Source organism: Sediminicola sp. YIK13, from assembly GCF_001430825.1.
Classification (GTDB): domain Bacteria; phylum Bacteroidota; class Bacteroidia; order Flavobacteriales; family Flavobacteriaceae; genus Sediminicola.
On sequence record NZ_CP010535.1, the window covers coordinates 1,417,598 to 1,439,046 of the forward strand.

The 21,449-nt window shown below is 39.4% G+C and carries 14 protein-coding genes; 8 read left to right on the forward strand and 6 right to left on the reverse strand.

Annotation, left to right across the window (positions count from 1 at the left end):
* Positions 1-5: 5 nt before the first annotated feature.
* Positions 6-3,767 carry an efflux RND transporter permease subunit gene (locus SB49_RS06305; RefSeq protein WP_062054894.1) on the reverse strand — a complete coding sequence of 1,254 codons (3,762 nt, stop codon included), beginning with the start codon at positions 3,765-3,767 and terminating at the stop codon, positions 6-8.
* Between the two features lie 104 nt (positions 3,768-3,871).
* The gene (locus tag SB49_RS06310; RefSeq protein ID WP_062058928.1) at positions 3,872-4,288 is read right to left on the reverse strand and encodes an HYC_CC_PP family protein; all 417 of its coding nucleotides are present in this window, start codon (positions 4,286-4,288) and stop codon (positions 3,872-3,874) included.
* A gap of 319 nt (positions 4,289-4,607) precedes the next feature.
* Here SB49_RS06310 and SB49_RS06315 point away from each other — a divergent pair, with 319 nt between their 5' ends.
* From SB49_RS06315 to SB49_RS06335, 5 genes are all read left to right on the forward strand, one after another.
* Complete coding sequence (locus SB49_RS06315; protein WP_062054896.1) at positions 4,608-5,009, forward strand: response regulator; 402 nt, start codon at positions 4,608-4,610, stop codon at positions 5,007-5,009.
* 75 nt (positions 5,010-5,084) lie between these two features.
* Positions 5,085-5,627, forward strand: coding sequence for a heme NO-binding domain-containing protein (locus SB49_RS06320; RefSeq protein WP_062054898.1), 543 nt, complete (start codon positions 5,085-5,087; stop codon positions 5,625-5,627).
* Positions 5,620-7,974 carry a PAS domain-containing sensor histidine kinase gene (locus SB49_RS06325; RefSeq protein WP_062054901.1) on the forward strand — a complete coding sequence of 785 codons (2,355 nt, stop codon included), beginning with the start codon at positions 5,620-5,622 and terminating at the stop codon, positions 7,972-7,974. The genes SB49_RS06320 and SB49_RS06325 overlap by 8 nt, the downstream gene beginning before the upstream one ends.
* A 1-nt stretch (position 7,975) precedes the next feature.
* The gene (locus SB49_RS06330; protein WP_062054903.1) at positions 7,976-8,296 is read left to right on the forward strand and encodes a hypothetical protein; all 321 of its coding nucleotides are present in this window, start codon (positions 7,976-7,978) and stop codon (positions 8,294-8,296) included.
* Between the two features lie 2 nt (positions 8,297-8,298).
* The gene (locus tag SB49_RS06335) at positions 8,299-9,006 is read left to right on the forward strand and encodes a LytR/AlgR family response regulator transcription factor (protein WP_062054905.1); all 708 of its coding nucleotides are present in this window, start codon (positions 8,299-8,301) and stop codon (positions 9,004-9,006) included.
* A 40-nt stretch (positions 9,007-9,046) separates the two neighbouring features.
* On the opposite strand, the gene SB49_RS06340 is transcribed toward SB49_RS06335, so the two are convergent.
* The gene (locus SB49_RS06340) at positions 9,047-11,056 is read right to left on the reverse strand and encodes a tetratricopeptide repeat protein (RefSeq protein WP_235537847.1); all 2,010 of its coding nucleotides are present in this window, start codon (positions 11,054-11,056) and stop codon (positions 9,047-9,049) included.
* A 272-nt stretch (positions 11,057-11,328) separates the two neighbouring features.
* Between SB49_RS06340 and SB49_RS06345 the strand changes: the two genes are divergently transcribed.
* Together SB49_RS06345 and SB49_RS06350 are read left to right on the forward strand one after the other, a co-directional pair.
* Positions 11,329-12,564, forward strand: a complete 1,236-nt coding sequence (locus tag SB49_RS06345) for an oligosaccharide flippase family protein (protein WP_062054909.1) — start codon at positions 11,329-11,331, stop codon at positions 12,562-12,564.
* 233 nt (positions 12,565-12,797) lie between these two features.
* Complete coding sequence (locus SB49_RS06350) at positions 12,798-14,033, forward strand: glycosyltransferase (RefSeq protein ID WP_062054912.1); 1,236 nt, start codon at positions 12,798-12,800, stop codon at positions 14,031-14,033.
* A gap of 81 nt (positions 14,034-14,114) precedes the next feature.
* On the opposite strand, the gene SB49_RS06355 is transcribed toward SB49_RS06350, so the two are convergent.
* Genes SB49_RS06355 through SB49_RS06365 form a run of 3 tightly spaced genes read right to left on the reverse strand, consistent with a single transcriptional unit; the run spans position 14,115 to position 19,970 of the window.
* Positions 14,115-15,662: a cellulase family glycosylhydrolase gene (locus SB49_RS06355; RefSeq protein ID WP_062054914.1), complete on the reverse strand. Its 1,548-nt coding sequence runs from the start codon at positions 15,660-15,662 to the stop codon at positions 14,115-14,117.
* Complete coding sequence (locus SB49_RS06360) at positions 15,659-16,846, reverse strand: hypothetical protein (protein ID WP_062054916.1); 1,188 nt, start codon at positions 16,844-16,846, stop codon at positions 15,659-15,661. Before SB49_RS06360 ends, SB49_RS06355 begins: the two co-directional genes overlap by 4 nt.
* A gap of 37 nt (positions 16,847-16,883) precedes the next feature.
* Positions 16,884-19,970 (reverse strand): hypothetical protein, encoded by a 3,087-nt coding sequence (locus SB49_RS06365; RefSeq protein WP_062058931.1) that lies wholly within the window; start codon positions 19,968-19,970, stop codon positions 16,884-16,886.
* A gap of 220 nt (positions 19,971-20,190) precedes the next feature.
* On the opposite strand from SB49_RS06365, the gene SB49_RS06370 reads away from it, so the two are divergent.
* Positions 20,191-21,330: a response regulator gene (locus SB49_RS06370; protein WP_062054918.1), complete on the forward strand. Its 1,140-nt coding sequence runs from the start codon at positions 20,191-20,193 to the stop codon at positions 21,328-21,330.
* The last annotated feature ends 119 nt before the right edge of the window (positions 21,331-21,449 follow it).

Here is a 21,449-nt window from a genome sequence, read left to right on the forward strand (position 1 = left end):
CTGTCCTATATTATAGATTCATTTTGCAGCAAATTTGCTTGTTTTCCTTTTGAAATTTCTTGTCTCCAGCTATATAAAACTGGAACAATGAAATAAGAGGTAATATCTATGATCATTCCCCCGAAAATGGGAATTGCCATGGGAATCATGATATCGCTTCCCTTGCCCGTGGAGGTCAATACCGGTAGAAGGGCCAAGATGGTGGTAACCGTGGTCATCAAACACGGGCGAATGCGCTTTTGTGCTGCTTCCAAGGTAGCTGCTCTTATTTCCTTGATAGTAGAGGGTTTCTCTTTGTCGAAGGTTTGGGTTAAATATGTCGCCATCACCACCCCGTCATCTGTAGCGATACCAAAAAGGGCGATAAATCCTACCCAAACGGCTACACTTAGGTTAATGACCTTCATATTGAAAAGTTCACGCAAGTTCTCCCCGAAAAAATTGAAGTTGAAAAACCAATCCTGGCCATAAAGCCATATCATGATAAATCCGCCTGCAAAGGCTACTGTGATTCCTGTAAAGACCATAAGGGAGGTCATGACCGATCGGAACTGAAAGTATAGGATCAGAAAAATAATCAACAATGCCAAAGGGACTACAACAGACAACGTCTTTTCTGCCCTAAGCTGGTTTTCATAAGTGCCTGTAAACCTATAGCTGATACCTTTGGGCACTATTAGTTCTCCTTCGGCTATCTTTTGCTCAATTAAGGCTTGGGCATTCTCGACAACATTGACCTCAGCAAAACCATCCAATTTATCAAAAAGCACATAGCCCACAAGAAAGGTGTCCTCACTTTTAATGACTTGAGGCCCTTTCTCATAACGTATCGTGACCAATTCGCTCAAGGGAACCGAGGCTCCGTTCGCAACGGGAACATAAATGTTTTTGATGTCCTCGGGATTTTCACGTAATTCCCTGGGGTAACGTACACGGACCCCATATCGTTCCCTGCCTTCCACAGTTTGTGTGAGGGTCATCCCTCCAACGGCAACTTCCAATACGCGTTGTACATCCTCGATCAGGATACCATATCGTGCCAACTGTTCTCGGTTGATATCAATCAATAAATAGGGTTTTCCCACAATCCTATCGGCAAAAACAGCTTCGTCTTTTACCCCTTCCGTCTCTTTGAGAATGGTTTCCAATTGCAGTCCAAAAGATTCGATCTGTTTTAGATCCTGTCCCTTTACTTTTATGCCCATGGGGGCACGCATCCCTGTTTGCAGCATCACCAACCGGGTTTCAATAGGCTGTAGTTTGGGTGCGGATGTAACTCCAGGGAGTCTGGTTACCCTTACAATTTCATTCCAAATATCATTAGGTGATTGAATTTCAGGTCGCCAATTCCTGTAGTATTCTCCGGATGAATCAGGAATTAGGTTTTCTGAAGTCACCTCATAAAATGCTACTGCACCCGTGGTGTTGGTGTTTTCAGTTCTTTCCTTTTCCAAATTGGGATTAACCACATATCCTCCATTTGCAGTTAGGAAACGCTCTTCATTGTCAACTTTAAAGCGTTGCCGTTCCCCTTTCTTGTTCAAGAGGTATTCCGGTTTATATTTAATGATATTTTCATACATGGATAGGGGTGCGGGATCCAGGGCTGACTCTGTCCTTCCTGCTTTGCCCACAACTGTTTCCACCTCTGGGATACTGGCTACCGCCATATCCAATTGTTGTAACACGCGTTTGTTTTCTGCAACTCCCGAATGGGGAAGTGATGTTGGCATTAAAAGGAATGTACCTTCATTTAGGGCAGGCATAAATTCCTTTCCGGTATTTCTCATGACCCAGATTCCAAAAACCAATACCGTGGCAGGAACCAATAAAAAGAGCAATCTGTTTTGTAAAGCCCATGCAAGGATTCTTAAATAATATTTTTGGAAAACATAAAATACCCCCAACAGGCCAAAACATATTAAGCTTACAAAAAGCAGGTTCATAAATACTCCTCTATCAAAACCAAGAGGTCGCCAATAAATGGACAAGAGCATGATAATTGCAATTACAGAGATAGAAATATTGACAAGATTGGCTTTTTTATCATTGAGATAATCCCTTAATTTTAAAACACCCACAATTCCAAAGGCTACCAATAGGACACCTAACCAATACCCCATAATAATGGTGCTAAGGCCAACCACCATCAGTACTATATTGATGATATATCTAAAATTTATCTTGTAGTTTCTCTTTCTAAACAGATAGGCTGCAAAGGGAGGTATTAAAAACAAGGCAATGATAATGGAAGCCGTAAGTGCCATTGTTTTTGTGAACGCCAAGGGCCTAAATAGCTTGCCTTCTGCCCCTATCATGGTGAATACAGGAAGGAAACTGATAATAGTTGTCAACACCGCCGTAAGGATGGCTCCCGACACCTCGGCAGTAGCATTGTATACGATGGCATCCATAGATAATTTTCCCTCGTCCTCATCAATATGGCGAATAATATTTTCTGCCAGGATAACCCCCACATCTACCATGGTTCCTATGGCAATGGCTATCCCAGATAATGCTACAATGTTGGCATCCACTCCAAAAAGTTTCATGGATATGAACACCATCAATACGGCAACAGGTAGCAAGCCCGAAATAAGTATGGAAGCCCGAAGATTAAAGACCATAACAATAATTACCAATATGGTGATCAATATTTCGAGGGTCAAGGCTTCGTTGAGGGTTCCCAACGTTTCTTGGATCAATTCTGAACGATCATAAAATGGAACTATGGTCAATTGGGAAGTACGACCATCGCTCAATTGCTTTGAGGGCAAACCAGCACTCAATTCTTTGATCTTATCCTTAACATTATTAATTACCTCCAAAGGATTGGCACCATATCTGGCCACGACCACCCCACCGGCAACTTCGGCCCCTTCTTTATCCAGTATGCCTCTTCGAACGGCAGGACCTAAGGAAACATTGGCGATGTCCTTTATTCTTATGGATGCGTAATCCGTTGAACTGACCACAGCATTCTTAATGTCGTCCAAGGATTTTATATAGCCCAATCCTCTAACCAAGTATTCTGCCTGGTTAATCTCCAACGTTTGGGCCCCAATATCACGATTGCTCTGTTTAACGGCTTTGACCACTTCCTGAAGACCAATGTTGTATTGCTTCATCAGCTCAGGTTTCACGTCAATTTGGTATTCTTGAACATAACCTCCAATAGAAGCTACTTCAGATACCCCGCTTGCTGATGAAAGGGCAAATTTTACATAGTAATCCTGAACGCTTCGCAATTCCTGAAGGTCCCAGCCTCCAGTTACTGCTCCATTTTCGTCCCTTCCCTCGAGGGTATACCAAAATATTTGTCCAAGTCCGGTAGCATCAGGTCCTAAAGATGGGTTTACCCCTTCCGGTAACAGGTTATTGGGGAGGGAATTTAATTTTTCAAGGATACGGCTACGGCTCCAATAGAACTCTATATCTTCCTCAAAGATGATATAGATGCTCGAAAATCCGAACATGGAAGAACTTCTAATGGTCTTTACCCCTGGTATCCCCAATAAGGAGGTGGTTAAAGGATAGGTAATCTGATCCTCGATGTCCTGAGGGGACCGTCCTTCCCATTTTGTAAAAACGATTTGTTGGTTTTCACCAATATCTGGGATGGCATCCACCGCGACCGGATCATTGGGCCAAAAGCCTAAATTCCAATTAAAAGGAGCGTTCATTGTTCCCCATCCCACAAAAAGGATGAGCAGCATGACGGCTACTAGCTTGTTGTCGATAAAAAATTTGATGCTTTTGTTCAGCATAGGAATTTGATATAAAAGTTTAGAGTTCTGAATGCCAGAGGATGACATAGGAATGTTGACCCAATAGCAGCATTTGCCGTTGGGCTATTTTTCTAAATTTTTAATCAAATAAGGAATTGTTGGTCAAGGATAACGACATCCTGGACCAATAAGGGAGGTGGGTATTCTTTAAATGGGACCACGTATTTATCCAGTCCTTCAAATAAATCGATATAGGAAGAAATGAAGGAAGCGATAAAAAACTGATGTTCTAAAGAAATCTTTTCGAACGATATTTTTAAATCATCCTGACCTTGTTGTACGATATGTACATCACTACAACAATCCATGTCCATGCTCATCTGCTCGCCCATAATATCGGCCATCATAGCTGACATACCACAGGTTTCCGCCTTTTTAAACAGGCTGAAGTCTACCAAATGTTTACCACAGAAATGCATGTCCACCGTAAAAGAAATTGTGGAGAACAGCACCAAAAATGCCATTGCAAATGTTATTATGTGGCGAATTATATCTTTCATCAGATATACAAAACTACGAAATTTTAACATTTATTGTCCTAGTTAACAAAAGATTAAATGCCTAGATCGTTTTCACCGTAAAAAAATTCAGGCTGAGTATCTGATGTAGGCAAAGTAATCCACCCCCTATATTTATGGTATAGGTTTGTTGTACAAGTACATGATTCTCCATTTAGATATATCACCAACATCTATCATTCTACCCAATTCATTAACCATACTATACCTACCATTCATCTACACCAAACTACCATTCACCTACACTTGGCACCTATTTAATTCGTTATATTGGATATTGGGAAGTTAATACACCACAAACATGAACATTCTTTTCATTGAAGATGACACTATTGAAACCATGAAACTGCACAGAACAGTTTCCAAGCTTCAATTTAAACATCAGATCACGGAAGCCAAAAATGGAGAAGAGGCATTGCGAATCTTAAGATCGGGTAGTAAATTACCGGATATCATTCTTTTGGACCTAAATATGCCCAGAATGAGCGGCTTGGAATTTTTGAAAATTTTAAAGGACGATCAATCTTTTAAATACCTACCTACCATAATCCTAACAACATCTGAGAATAGGGCCGATCTATTGGAATGTTATCGAATAGGAATTGCCGGTTATGTCATCAAGCCCCTGAAATACGAAGATTATGAGCATCGTTTAAAACAGGTTTTTCAATATTGGGAAATCAACGAACTTGTAAAAGCCTAACAGAAATATTTATTTCACAACAATATTTTCTTACAAGACGACCAAATTCCTATCTTCCTAGTTCAAATCAAATTCATGAAAGGAATAGTTTTTACAGAATTTTTGGAAATGGTGGAATCCCAATTCGGTTTAGAGGTGGTGGACGACATCATTGAGAATTCCAATTTAGCTTCAGAAGGAATATATACTTCCGTTGGAACGTATGAATTTAATGAAATGGTCAGTTTGATCACCCAACTGAGCGAGAGGATTTCAATACCCGCTGGCGAACTTATTTATACGTTTGGACTCTATCTTTTTGATAGTCTAGGAAGGGCACATCCAGAAGTTATTCAAAATTACAATTCACCTATTGGCCTATTGTATTCCATAGAGGACCACATCCATGTTCATGTAAAAAAATTGTATCCAGACGCTGAGCTACCAACTTTTAAAATTTTAGAGAAGACAGACACTTCAATTTCCATGATCTACTCCTCCTCAAGGGGGTTATATAGATTGGCCCATGGTCTCATGGAAAAATGTTTTGTTCATTTTGACAGCAGTGCGGTTATTGTTTACGAACTCTTAAATAAAAATGGGACGGAGGTAAAATTTGATATTACCCAAAATGGATAGCAAAGAGGTTATTTTATTAAAAAAGGCCTTGGAACGACAGAAAAAGGCACGTATCCAAGCCGAAAAAATATTGGAGGCCAAATCCAAAGAACTTTATGATACCAGCCAACATCTAAAAGAAACCAATAACACCCTGGAAAGTCTTTTAAGTGAAAAATCTTCGGAGTTGGACGGTGTCTTTATCAATATCATTGACCCTTACGTGATGATGGATCTTGAGTTCAATGTCATCAACATGAACAATTCTGCCAAGGAGTTCTTGGGGTATGACCCTACCACGGAAAAAGTAAACCTTGGAGCTTTAGTTCATCCTGATTATGCCCAATACACCTATGAATCCTTCCAATCGCTTTTAGAAGTTGGGCATTTGAAAAATTACCGAGCTAAAATCATCGTAAAGGATAGAACTGAAAAGTATGTTCAGATCAATAGCAGTCTAATCTTTGACAAACATCGAAAGCCTATAGCAGCCCAGGGAATTTTGAGGGATATCACCCAAGAAACAGAGATTAAACATTTACTGGCCCAACAAAAAAAACAACTCGATATAATTGTTGAAAACTCCCCTTTGGGTATTGTGCTAACAGTTCACGATAAAATTATTAAGGCAAATGCCACCTTTTCCAAATTACTCGGTTACACCGAAAAAGAGCTAAAGGAACTTACCGTGAAAGATATTTCCGCCCCAGAAGACATGGTGTTAGCCAATAAATTGATTCATAATATGAGCAGTGGCAAATTGGATAAGTTTTCAATGGTCAAAAAATATTTCAAAAAGGACGGTTCCACTATCATGGCAAAAACCACAGTAAGCGCTGTAAAAGATAAGGATGGTAAGATTGGGTACCAAGTTGCCCTTGTTGAGGATATCACAAGGGAAATGGAAGCTGAAGCACAGTTGAAGGCATCGGAGGAACGTTTGTCCACCCTTATATTAAACCTACAAACGGGGGTTCTATTAGAAGATGAAAATAGAAAGATATCCCTGACCAACCAGATGTTCTGTGACCTATTTCAAATTCCTGCCTCCCCATCACAATTGAAAGGATTGGATTGTTCCGAGGCTGCTGAGGAAAACGCTAAATATTTTAAAAACAAGAAAGACTTTATTTCCAGAATAGACCAATTGTTGGAAGAAAAAAAGGTAGTTCTTTCTGATGTTTTGGAAATGATAGACGGCCGAATACTGGAACGTGATTATATTCCAATTTTCAGTAATGGTCAATATAAAGGCCACTTATGGACCTACCAAGATGTAACTATCAGAAGAAATTATAAAAAGAATTTAGAAATACAAAAAGATAAGTACAGTAGCATTATCGCCAATATGAATCTCGGGATGATAGAAGTGGACAATAATGATGTCATCCAAATGGTCAATCAAAGTTTTTGCAATATGTGCGGCTTTGCGGAAAAAGAACTTTTAGGCCAAAAGGCAATTGATATTCTACGAGTAAAAGATTCCTCGATAATTGAAGAAAAAGGTCAAAAGAGGCTAAAAGGCCAATCGGATTCCTACGAAATAGAAGTTATCCATAAAGACGGTAGCCCTAGATATTGGTTGATCAGCGGTGCCCCAAGGCATGACGATGTAAAGAACGTTGTAGGCTCCATTGGCATACACTTGGATATCACCGACCAGAAACAATTACAGTTGCAAAAAGAGAAACTTCTAAGGGAGCTGGAAACCAGCAACCAAGGTCTACAGGAATATGCCCATATTGTTTCCCATGATCTAAAGTCGCCCTTGCGCAGTATTAGCGCTTTGGCTACATGGATGAATGAGGACTACAAGGAAGTGTTGGATGACAATGGCGTCTATAACTTGCAAATGATGCAGGAAAAAATAGAATCCATGGACAAGCTCATAGATGGTATTTTAAAGTACTCTAGCATCACGGGGGACCATCTTGAAAGTGAACGCACAGATTTAAATATAGTAGTCAATGAGATAAGGGAAGTTATATTTATTCCGGACCATGTACATGTGGTAATCATGAATACTTTGCCCACCATTAATGTTGATCGGACAAAAATACACCAGCTCTTCCAAAATATAATTGGAAACTCGGTGGTCCATATTGATGCCAAAGAGGGCTTGGTAGAAATCAGTTCTAAAGAAACATCTTCACATTGGCAGTTTAGTATTAAGGACAATGGTGTAGGCATCCCTAAGGAATATCATGAAAAAATATTCAAAATCTTCCAATCTGTAGGTGAAGGTGAACGCTCTACCGGAATAGGCCTTTCTATTGTTAAGAAAATTGTTGACCTCTATGAAGGAGAAATTTGGTTGGAAAGCGAAGTAGGTAAGGGATCTAACTTTCATTTTACCATAAAAAAATAACATGGAGGAACAACCCAATCTATTGTATATAAAAAAATTAGCAGGGGAAGATAAAGCCTTTGAGGAAAAGTTCATCGCAATAATAAAGGAAGAATTTCCGTTGGAACAAAAGGAGTACCTTAGTTATGTTGCAAGCAAGCGCTATAAGGAAACCTCGGAAATTGTACATAAACTGAAACATAAACTAAATATCCTAGGTCTGGAAAAATCTTATAAACTAGCGGTGCAGTACGAAGAGGACCTAAATAATGCCAACACCAAACTTGAAAATGATTTTAAAATCATCTTGAAGAACATAGAAGATTTCATTAAAACTATCTGAACATGAATTGTATTATTGTTGATGATGAGGCAACTGCGAGACTAATAGTAAACCAGCTTTGTACATCTATTCCTGACTTGGATGTGATCGATGAGTTTTCAAGCGCCATAGATGCCATTAAGTTTTTAAACCAGCAAACTGTGGATGTTGTCTTTTTGGATATTCATATGCCCGGCTTTACAGGTTTTGATTTTGTACAGACCTTGAAAAATCCTCCAAAAATAGTACTGACAACCTCAGATACCAACTTCGCCATAGCGGCCTATGAGTACGAGGCAATTGTAGATTACCTAGTAAAACCCATCACCCAGGAACGCTTTGAGAAATCGATCCAAAAAGTAAAAAATTCCCTAACCCAACAGCCCAAAATAACTTCCAATAAACCAAATTCCCTTGTAGGGGATGAATTGTATATCAATATAGACAGGAGACTAATAAAGCTTAAATTTGATGAAATTTTATTGATCGAGGCAAAAGGCGACTATATTGATGTGAAGACCGAAAAGGAACTTCACCGCGTACATAATACGTTAAAGAAAATTAAGGAGAAGTTACCGGAAGAACTGTTTCTGCAGATCCATAGATCCTACATCATCAACTTCACAAAAATTATAGATATAGAAGACAATAGTGTTTTGATCGATAAAAATGTGGTCCCTATTAGTCGATCTAATAGACCTGAATTAATGCGAAGATTGAACCTTTTATAATTATTGGCTGTTCTTAACTACGAGCAACCAGCCCCATCTCCTACTCCGCTATCTTCTTATAGAAAAGTGGTTTTTTGGTGATCAACCATTTTACTTTTAAACCTATTTCCGTGAACTCAAATCCCGCCGCCGTGGCCGAAGCAATATTGCTATATTTAGCATAAACGTTGGCACTTAGCCGCTTTGAAAACTGATGGTCCAGACTTGTCTCGGCTCTAAATATTGCACTTTGGTCATCATCTTCCACTTTTTGAAATCCCGATGCTGCACTAACCATATAGTTGGTCTTTTCAGCAATTTTACCACGCAAATCAGCAAATACTTCCACGGCCCGATACTTTTCTGGGCTAAAATAAATGGTAGGCACTTGATCTTTAAAAGTGATATACTGATAGTTCAATCCCATTTTCAGGGCCGGTTTACGCAATACATTATAATACAAAGAAGTAAACAATAGGTTTCTAGTGTTATCATCTGTTTGCTGGGTGTGCATCAATTGAGTGTACCAACCCAAATTAATATTGGTCCCAAGATTATAGGTCATCCCTAAATGGTTCATCACAATTTCCCTTTCAATTAAATCGGCATTAAAATTCTGCACTTCACGCTGGTATCCGAGTTCTAAATTCTGAAGTTTAAATGGTTGTAATTGAAGTTTTAGATCCAAAACAGGTTGGGTATACGCCTGTTCCATAAAACGGGAATTATTGAGGCCCAAAATGGTCTTTACATTAACCTTGGGTAACAATTTATATTGAAATCCGGTCAAGAGCACATGGGAATTAGCCTTATTGAGTGTCAACGTATTCTCGGTACTCCGATATTGGTAAGAAACGGTGGTCCTAAATTTTGTAGAAAATGGAAGTTGAACGTTGGTATTACTTGAAAAAGCAATGTTCTTGCCATTATCAAAGGTATAGGCAAAGTGTTCTTCAATGGTAGGGGTATGTTGGATATTCAGTTTTTCAATAAAACTCAGGGCATCTTTTTGGTCCTCATAAATGTCAAGAGTTTTAAAGGCGGCTCTATAAGCCGGTACTATTTTGTCACTTGCAAAAAGAGCATTTGCCTTCCCCAGGTTACCATCAAAGGAGGTACTGTCATTTTCCAATATGGTATTATAATTGGCAAGACTGCTTTTAATATCACCGGTATACATACCCAATGTTGATTTCAGGGCCAATATCCAATTGGGTTGTCCGTAGTGCTGTTCTAGAGTATCTATCTGCTTTTTGGCCTTCAGGAATTTTCTGTTCCAGATCAATGCCTGTATATTCCTTTCCGATGTACGTTCTGTCAATATAGAATCATTTAGGTTCTTTACCTTTTCCAAAGCCTTATAACTTACTTGAAGGGCTTCCTTCTCATTTTCTCCGATATGTTCTGCCAAAGCAATACCGTTTAAGGCAACAACCGAATCTTTGGGGGTAGTGGCATAACGACCATAAATAGTTTTGGCCTTGCCCACCTCTTTGGAAATCAAATACAGGTTGGCAAGATTTAAAAGGGCGTCCTTATCTTCAGGGAAATCTAAAAAAATCTCTTCCAGTAATTCCCTGCCCTGATTATAATCCTGACGATTAACAAAGACATTGGCATAGCCCAACTTTATATATTTCCTGGAAGTTTTGGCACTTGCATTTTCGGGTTCCAAGGCAATGGCCTTATTGATCCATTTTAAGGCTGATTCAAATTCCTTTAAATTACTCAGCGTATTGGCATATCCCAAAATCGCACCAAAGTTATTTGGATATTCATCTACCAATTTTTGATAAAGCGGTTTGGCTGCTTGGTACTGTTTAGCCCATAATAGGGATTCATTATAATTGATCTGCACTTCAAAATCTTTAGGGTACTCTTTTAAAAGTTCCGCAAAAAGAGCCGTAGCCTTTTGGGGTTCACCACTGAGCCCAACGGCACGCCCGAAACAAATATTGGCCGTTTTATCGCCAGGATAATCCGCCAAATACGATTTAAAAAAAGATTCCGCTTCTTCGAACCGTCCCATCTCTAAATGTTCAAACCCTTCTTTCATGGGCTCTTGGGACATGAGCGGTTTACAAATGAAAAGTAGTAAGAATAAAAAAAATAGTTTGGTAAGTTTCATAGGTTAAGTCAAGGTTACTACCATATAAACAAAACGAATTCATTCCGCTTTTATTAGTATGATTTTGGTTTTATAAAGGTAAACCAGTATGTCCCAAACTGGAAGTGCGATACTGTCCATTCACCTACAGCAACGTGCCATTGACCTATGTAGGTCTATAATAGAGAGTCAAACTGAGGATATTTGAACTATAAAACCGAATAAAAAAGATAACCATGACCGCCATTAGACTTGTACTTAAAAAAGTTTCCCCAGAACAATTATTTATGGGCAGTGTGCTTCTCGTCAACGGGGGCAACTACATTTACAATTTAATATTGGGACGTTTATTGGGGCCCGAATCATTTGCTGAGGCTGCGCTGTTGGTAACCTTATTACTGATCCTTTCTTTTTTGGGCATGACCTTTCAATTGGCGACCGCCAAATTTGCCGTTATATTTTCAGGGGAAGAATGGTTGAACTTTAGAAACCTTATGTACAGACTCGCCATGATATTTGGATTGGTGACAGGAGCATTGATGATTTTCTTTTCTAAAGACCTACAGTCCTTCTTTAATACCGATAATGCAGCAATGTTCATCATTTTTGGCATTGGCATACCGCTTTACTTTTTTATGAGTGTCAATAGGGGAACATTTCAGGGGAATCAGGACTTCCATAAGTTGTCCCTCACCTACCAAACCGAAATGTGGAGCCGATTGTTGCTTACTCTGGGTCTTCTCCTATTCGTGCCTTGGCAGCCAGCATTTATAGTGGCCCTAGGTATTGCCCTTTCTTTCTTGTTCGGGCTTATACCTTCAAATTTTAAAGTAATCTCATTCACCAAAATAACTGCATTACAACCAAAGAATGCAAAACGGGTATCCAATTTTATCCTATTGACGGCTTGTTATGAGTTTACGCAGATCATTATCAATAATAGCGATGTACTCCTGGTAAAGCATTATTTCAATGAAATGGATGCAGGACTATATGCCTCTCTGGCTCTTATTGGCCGAGTGGTATATTTTGTGGCCTGGATGTTCGTGATGTTGTTGTTGCCAACCGTGGTACAAAAACAAAAAGACGGAGATCCAACTGCCCCTATTCTATTTAAATATGTGGGTTATATAAGCCTCTTATCTGTATGTATTGTAATGGCCTGTTACCTATTTCCGGAGTTGATCATATCACTTATGTTCGGAGAGGCCTATATCTCCATGGCCGGGTTGTTATGGCAGTATGCCTTTGCCACCTCCCTATTTGCGATCTCTAATATTTTCGCTTATTACTTTTTATCCTTGGATCATTATATCCCAGTCATATTGTCCGGATTGTTGGGACTTTCACAAATTCTATTAGTGGTCTTTTTTCATACGAGTCTGGAAATGGTAGTACAGGTACAGATTATTGCCATGGTGGCCTTATTGGTGGCACAACTACTCTATTTTACACAGAAAAAACTGATCTAATAATCCTACATATGCTTAGGTCATGTATTGTTAAGCCTGGAACTATCCCCCGAGTTTCGGGCTTTTTAATGCTGTTATGTATAATATATCCTTGAGGCATTTCCTTTGTCGAAACCCGATTCCCATTCGTCTACAGTAACCTGCCAACCGTCATGAAAAGCCCTTTAAATCAAGGATGTTGCCCGATATTTGTAGACGAATTTAAACCAATAATTTATTTAAAACTTAACCTTATGAAACTAGCAATTGTAACAGCCTATCCCCCGAGTAAAGTCACACTAACCGAATACGGATATCACCTTGTAAAACATTTCAGGCTTCAGGAAGACGTAACAGAGATTGTATTGATTACTGACAGAACTGAAGAGGAGAAAGACCTTTATTTTGAAGAAGAAGGGTGTGCCATCACCGTAAAGGAATGTTGGAGTTTTAACAGTTATAAAAATGTCTTCCATATCAATTCCACCATTTCTGAAACAAAGCCGGACGCTGTATTGTTCAACCTGCAATTTTTAAAATTTGGGGATAGAAAAGTACCAGCGGCATTGGGTCTATTATTACCAATGATCTGTAGACTTAAAGGCATCCCTACCATTTCCTTACTGCATAATATAATGGAGCAGGTAGATTTGGAAAATGCAGGAATAACCAAAAACAAGTGGTTGCAAAAGGCCTATAACTTTATTGGTACCACGTTGACCAGATTTGTTCTAACATCTGATATTGTTGCCGTGACCATTAGCAAATATGTTGGGATATTGGAAAACAAATACAGGTCTAGAAATATTGCTTTGATACCTCATGGCGCCTTTGAAACTCCACCAGAACCGGATTATTCCATTCCAAAAGGACCTAAGCAGGTGATGGCCTTCGGAAAGTTTGGTACCTACAAAAAGGTAGAGATCTTAATAGAAGCCGTGGAATTGATTCGAAAAAGAACGAAAGAAGATATAGAAATTGTAATAGCTGGCACAGATAGTCCTAATACCCCAGGGTATTTGGAAGGAATAAAAGAAAAGTACAAACATGTATCCCAATTGCGTTTTACCGGTTATGTGGCCGAGGAAGATGTCCCTACCATTTTTGGTGAAAGTAGCGTAGTTGTTTTCCCATATACCTCAACTACAGGAAGCTCAGGGGTATTGCACCAAGCTGGCAGTTATGGCAAGGCTGTGGCCCTACCAGACTTGGGGGACCTTAGTATTCTTGTAAAGGAAGAAGGATACAAAGGTGAGTTTTTTGATCCTGAAAGCGAAGCTTCTCTAGCGGATGCAATAGAACGTATTTTGACAGATGACAACCATAGGATCAACCTGTCCCAAACCAATTACAGTGCGGCCTGTTCCCTACCGATGTCGGCCATTACGAAAATGTATGTCGATTATTTCAAGGCGATACAGCAGACCAAATCCACAGGGTTGCCATTGGAAATATCCAATGCATTACAACACAAAACAGAAAGCGTATAAACGATTTTTATTCAGGTTAAGTGCAAAAGGGGGAAGGTCTGGTTAACCGTTCCCTCTTTTATTTTTTAAACTCTTGTGGTCTTAGTATATTTTTTTACTGTAATCAAGAAAACGGAAAGATGGTTTTGCTTCCCCTTCTGAATCCAAGAAACCAAAATATTTTTGGCGTTCCCTTCGCCATGGCAGAGATCCTACCACACTAGTGGGCACCTCTTCAAAATCATACATGGTCCAAAATAAAAAAGGTATATGTTCCTTATCTAAAATGGTCTGTATCTGCTTGTAATAATCAGCCTGATCTTTTTGATCCCCTTGATATCCGTTCCAAATGCCGTAATAGGAAGAATAACCGTATTCCTGCAATACCAAAACCTTGTCCGGAATGGAACTCTGCAGCATATCAATCGCTGCTTTAAATTGGGAAAGCTCTTTGTAATAATGAAAGGAAACAAAATCTACCTCTTCTGAGAGCTGAACTGCCACTTCGGGATTGGACCAGCCTATGGTCACCGGATGATTTTTATCCCATTGTTTAACAATAAGCACCAACTGTTCCAACCATGCTAAAACCACTTCCTTTCCTCGGGATTCAAAATCCAGATCTGGCTCATTTTTGATATCCCAGGCCAGAAGGGCTTCATGATCCTTTAAAGCGGTCACAATTTGCTCCGCATGCCTATGGGTAAATGTCCAATCTCGAATGTCGTAATCCCCATAAAAATCAAAAAGGGTCACGATCACTTTTAGTTCATGGGCGCCAGCTTTGTCCAACGTTCTTTTTAATTTGGCCAGTTTTTGTTCGTCCACCTTCGCTATACCAAAATCTTCATAGGGTACAAAAATCCGAACTGTATTAAGTCCCATCTTTTGCAGTATATCAAAATCCTTATCGACAATTTCTTCCTTAAAATTGTCCCCGAACATGGCCCACGGACTATCCTTGGGATAATAATTGACTCCTTTGCTCATGGATATTTCCAATATCTTTTCTTTTGTTGTAGCTTCTATCTCTGAAATATCATCTATTGGTTCTTGAATCTCAACCATATGCCTGATCCTCCAAAAGCCATCTTCCAAAAGCATCATTACCTTAAAGGAACTTGAAGAACTTTGCTGGCTTACCAAGGTTTGGTCCTTAAAGACCTGGTTAAAGGAAACCACATTTCTATCCGTAAAAACCACCAATTTACCATCTGCACTATAAAACTCAAGGGTAGGGTGATGGTCCAAGGTGGTGCCTTTTACGCTCGTACCATTGGCTTTATTAAGGTCTATGATCCTGTAGATCTTCTGTTGGGTGCTATCCGTATAGTAATCAGATATGCCTTGTTGTTCATTATTCATAAAGGCTTGGTTTCGCACATGCCAAGCGCTCAAGTAGTCCTTTTGGATTTTCTGTAAGGTCTGTTCCTCCATGGGCCGACCATAACTTTTAGTCTGTGCCCATTCCATTTTAGGCAAATAAACCTCTGCCATGGGCGATTCCAAATGAAGCATGTCGGCCCTATCCGCCCCCGTATTGAGATAGGAAAATACCGAACTGATTCCAAACAAAATCAAGGCGTTGATAGCCAAGAAAGATAAGATCAATCCTGCACGAACTATATTTTTGTTCCACTCCTTTTTCATTGAATTTCCAAGGTTTGGGATTGATTGATGCCTGCCGTTTCGACTTCTATCCTATACTTCCCTTTTAAAAAATAGTCGGGACTTAAAAAGAATTCCCCAAAACCATGTTTCGAGGTGGTATGTTTGGTTTCCAACAGCACGTTTTGGGCATTATAAATGGAGGTTTGGATATCTAAACCGTCTGGGATTTGTTGCCCCATAAAACTTTTTATAGGTCCGACTGTTATACTGCGCTCATCATTGTCATAAAACACTAGGTAATCTGTAACCGCCGATTCAAAATCAACAGCTATCGAACTGCTTTTTGCCGCACCGGTAATAAATGCAGTAATAGACCAAGTATCTTTTTGGGAAGGATGAAGTAGTTTGGCCTTTGCTACACCATCAATTGTGGTCCCCGTGGTTTGCAATAGCCCTCCTGCCCCATTTTCCACCATAAAGGTTACCAAGGTCCCATCGCTTACCTTGTTCCCATATTGGTCTGTAATATTGGACGTTAAAAAAGAAATGGTTTGGTTGCCATCCGCATAGGAATGATCCCTTTGATAATCAATGGTAAAATCTGTTGCATTGGCAGGATATACCATGGTGGTAAGTTCTTTTGAATAGCTATTGTCAACGGAAGCTGTGGCAAGGATTCTGCCCGACTTTTGGCGAGCTCCAATATTGGTCCAAGCCATTAAATTATTGATCTGGATATTCTCCTCCGCTATCCTACCCTCAAACTGTTGTTTAACGGTTACCGGAGTCCCGTCAATCAGAGTATTGTCATAACGATCCGTTGGTGCCACCACCAACATCGTAAAATCCATATCCCCGGCAGTAATACTTCGGGGTCCTAAATAGGTTTCGATATTCCTAATATCTACAGTATCCGGATGGATATGAAGCTTTCCTGAACGTTCAATTTTTCCGTTTCGTACTAGTTGCCAATTGCACATGCCTGCCTTTTGGGTAAACTGGTTTGGGATGTGAAATTCTATTCCTCCTTCATTCAAAATAGGTTCAATAATGGACGTGCCCAAAGCATTTGTAATCATCAATAACGGGCCTTTGGTTTTAGCAGCCTGAAATTTAAGCACAATTACCTGACCGGCAACAAAGCTTTCCTGGGCAGTCACTAATGAAATTGGGCTATTATCAGAGGTATGCTCCACTTTTGCATTGGTGCATCCCTGGATCATGAAAACAAAAAGTATTATGTATGTGATGTGCTTCAAATTATTTGGGATTTCCTATATAACTATTAATTTCAAATTTTAAAAATTGGTATCCTTGCCCAGAGAACTGCTGCATTTGCTCTTTCCCATGGTCGTCTTGGCGATCAGGGAATAATTTTTTGGATATCTGTGAATTCGGCAATCCGTTCACAAAACAATTTTCCAAACTGTTGTTGATTACTTCCAGATGGTTAAGGTGTTCGGGGACATAATCAAAATATTGTTTTCGCTGTATTCTGACGCCATCCGTTAAAAATTGATGGTCCACCCATAAAAGTTCTTTTTCATTGTCATAGTACGATATCAGCAGTTGGGGAATGGTTACTTCCTGTACTCCAGAATTAAATAATATCCCCTTTATATGATTCTCACCGAAATTCAATTGTTGCAGGGATACCTGCTTATACAGATCCGAATTGGCCACATTGCCGGCGCATTGTAGATTAAATTTTGTCGGCTGCTCCTCTAAATCAATAGGTGTAAATTCATCTGGATTAAAGGTTGGGGGGATGGTATCCTTTGTGGAGGACCAGGCTATGCCTTCAAAGTTGATTTTAAAGGTAGTGGTCTCCTTGGGCATAAGCTTATGCTTCATATGGTATTTGGCATTATAGGTAGCCAGTTCTTTGTTATCATCATTATACAAGGTTCCTTTGATAACGACATCTGCAGGCACATTATCTATATTCTGTAATTCTCCAACAATGCTATACCGCCCATTGAGTTTTACCAACTTAGCGGATAGAACTTCCAAAATGGGCTGTTGCAGCACATCTTCATGGTGTGTCTGTTGGGTGGTTATCCTTCTTCTACCATGATTGTAGAAGGTAGTACCATTAGAGGTGAACAATTGATCTGGTGGTAGGTCATTATCAATGGATGATGGCTGTATGTACCATTTGCCGGCCTGCTTATTGATCTGATGGACATATTTTTTTTCAATCTTTTCCAATGGGGTTATCCATTGCGTGGTAACGCTCACTCTGGCACTAACTTCTGTTTCTTCCAAAACGGTAATACCAATAGAGTCGAGTTTTGCGTAGGAGCTCAAAATGCCATCGGTCACGGACACTTCCAACATGTATTGGGAAAGGGAAACGTCGCTGTGGGGATCCAAATAGGAATAAGCACGCTCAAATTCCTTAAAATCCAGCGCATCGTAATAGGCATTAATGACATTGGATGGCGAGATTTGTGTTTTGTTCTTGATATAAAATTCATAACCTCCATAGGACAAACAAAGGAGCACCAACCCTGCCCATATATGATTGATCGTAATCAGTTTGTTATTAAATCTATTATAAGAAATAGCGTATTTTAGATAGATTGGTTGGGGTTGCGACTTGGATTTTAAAATCCTGTACCATCCCCATTGGATATTGATTATAAATGCCAGTAATATGGTGAGGATAGGGATGATGCCCCACATGATCTTCAAATACGTAGCTACATCTTCCTTTGAAATGGTCTTGGCTATGGGTGGGACATTCAATTTTTCCCATACCATGATCCCGTTTTCCAATTGTTGTAATCGTTGCCAACCACAGAAATAAAGTATAGGATCGTAAAACTTATCATTGGAAAAAATATACTTTAGATTGTATTTCTCCGGTACAGTCAAAAATTGCTGTAAGGAACCAATCCCCTCTACCCCTCTAAATTTAGAATTTTCCAAGCGCTCTATGGCACGGGTCGTCAATTCTGGCAGCCTTCTAGCAGAATGGTAATTGCCATCAACGGTCATGGCCTTGGTCTGGGCCGACAGCCAAGCTATTTGATCACCAAATCCCAATGGCAAATATCGCCATTGATCGTGTTGGTCCTGATTCAAGAAATTTACAATGGGAAGCATCTTTATCTTATCCGGTTGGGAAGGTCTAAAATAGCCAAGGCTCATCGTAAAAATGACCATAAACAGAATACCACCAGCCAAAAAGCCTCCGAGTAATCTGTGATACACTGCTCCAAAACGCTCCTGAAGCCTAATTTTTAAATCACCTTCTACCATTCTATAGACAAATTCCCCAAAAATGGGCAAGGCCATTATGGTGGCCCATAATGTAAAACGGTCCAAGGTTAAAATATTAAAGGCGGTTTTGCCAAGTAGTTTTAGCGGAATGGGAGTTGTGCCTCCTGTCCCTAAAAGGGTGAGCAAGGAAATGGAAAGTCCGAAAAACAAATAGCGTTTGCTATAATACCGGTAAAAGATATACGGTAAAAGGAACAATAGAATCCCCCATGGTATCATAAAAAAAACCAATCCTGAAGAGGTGATTTCCAAAAAATTATCCCGGGAGCCATGGGGAATTGGTACTTGTGTGATTGGGTTCTTTTTGGAATTGATCCAATAGGGCAGAATACAAACAATTATTAACACCAAAGAAGAAAAACCAAATCCAACAATACGCCAAAAGAGCTTTTTAAAGGTTTTAAAAAACACCTTAAAAGTGATAGCTTTCATGATATGCACTTCGTCCTTTGCCACATCCATGATCACCATACCTATGAGAGGAAACACAAAAAACACCATGCCAAAGATGGGTGTAACATGATGGGAGGTGACCGTTACCGCTATTAATGAAAGACTTGTTGCTAAATATTTTAAATTCCCTGTTTTTATCCAGGAATAAATCTCGGGCAACGCATGTAATAAAACCGATAGGCCAATAATACTGGGTAATTGCCCAAATATATGCAAGGTTTCCACAAAGGTGGAAGAAAAAACGGCCAAAAGGGCTGTGTAACCAGCTACCTTCCTATTTCCTGTAATCAAAAGCCCAAAGCGATAGGCCCCAGTAATAAAAAGCACTATCCCCAACAAGGCTACTGTAAACATTCCAAATTTGAGTCCGCCTATATATGACAATAAGGCTATGGATTGGTGGACCAAGGGCGGATAGGCCTGAACGGTAAACCCTGTATACCAGCGATAATCCCAAGGTTCAAACCAACTATTGGCATAATGGTCCGCGAAAAACAAATGGATCAACGCATCATAGGTAGATTCCAATGTAAAAAAGATACTAGAACCGTGAAATGCGATACCAATGAACAAGGCGACAATTAGTAATATGTTGGTTCTATTCATTTGATTAAATCGTACTGAATTTATAACAGTATAAAGGTATATATATTGTGATATTCCCTGATTATCAGCCATCGTACGAGAGAAACCATTCAACTACACAAAAGCGCCATTGACCTTTTCTGCCCTAAAATGGACGTGAGTTGTCCTTAGATTTGTTTCAGAAATCATTCAAACCAAATGATTCTATTCAACCAAAAAATAAAAACTTAATACTTAACCTATGAAAATTTTAGCCATTGATGATCAACAATTGATCTTAATATCAGTAGAAAAAAGACTTACCGAAGAAGGATTCCAAGTAAAAACCGCTTCCAGTGGACAGCTTGGAATGGACCAATATGATACGTACCAACCAGATTTGGTGATTGTGGATATCAATATGCCAGATATGTCAGGACTAGAAGTTGTAAAGCATATCCGTATCCACAGAAAATCTAAAACTCCCATTTTGGTCATGTCCGGTAATACCAATGAAAATATTATTGGGGACGGATTTGAATTGGGTATAGATGATTATATGAAAAAACCGGTAAGTCTGGACGAAGTAGTGGCTAGGGTAACCCGAATTTTAGGACCTACAGCAAAACCTGAGGTTGTCAAAAAAGGGAACAATACCCAAATGTTGCAAAAGTATTGCGTAGGAGTGGTCATCCCTTGCTACAATGAGGAAGATCGGTTATCCAGTACCGAATTTCAGGATTTTGCCCATAAAAATCTTGGATACCATCTATGCTTTGTAAATGATGGCAGTACAGATGGTACGTTGGAAGTGCTGGAACAATTGCGTAAAGGCAATGAGGATACCATAAGTATTTACAACTGTGAAAAAAATGGCGGTAAAGCAGAGGCGGTCCGACAGGGTGTTTTGCACTTATCACAAGATTCCCAGTTTGACTATATTGGTTATTTAGATGCAGATCTTTCAACAGATTTCAGGGATTTTGATGAATTGGTACAGACTATTGAAAATTCTGAATTTAAAATTGTAAGTGGTTCACGCATCAGTAGAATGGGAGCCGATATTACCAAGGAATCTGCCCGTAAGATCATCAGCATGACCATTAACCTAATTATTCAAAAGATCTTGGGAATGCCTTTTAAAGATACCCAATGTGGTGCCAAAATCATGGATAGGGAGATAGTATCAAATATGTTCAACAAGAAATTTATTACCCGTTGGTTGTTTGATGTGGAGGTCTTTATGCGCATGAGAAAGTTCTATGGTAAAGAAAACGTACAACAATTGATCTGCGAACAACCATTAAAACGATGGATACACGCCGATGGTTCCAAACTTTCCATGAAGGATTCCGTAAAGATTGTAGGACAGTTGGCCCAAATAGCCATGCATTACAACTAATTGAAAATTAAAACGGAATTAGAACAACTAAAGAGTGATGCAATTCATCACTCTTTTGCTTTTAAGAAAATATGGACATAGCGCTTTTTAATAATATCAAACAATTTGCAAAAGTGTAG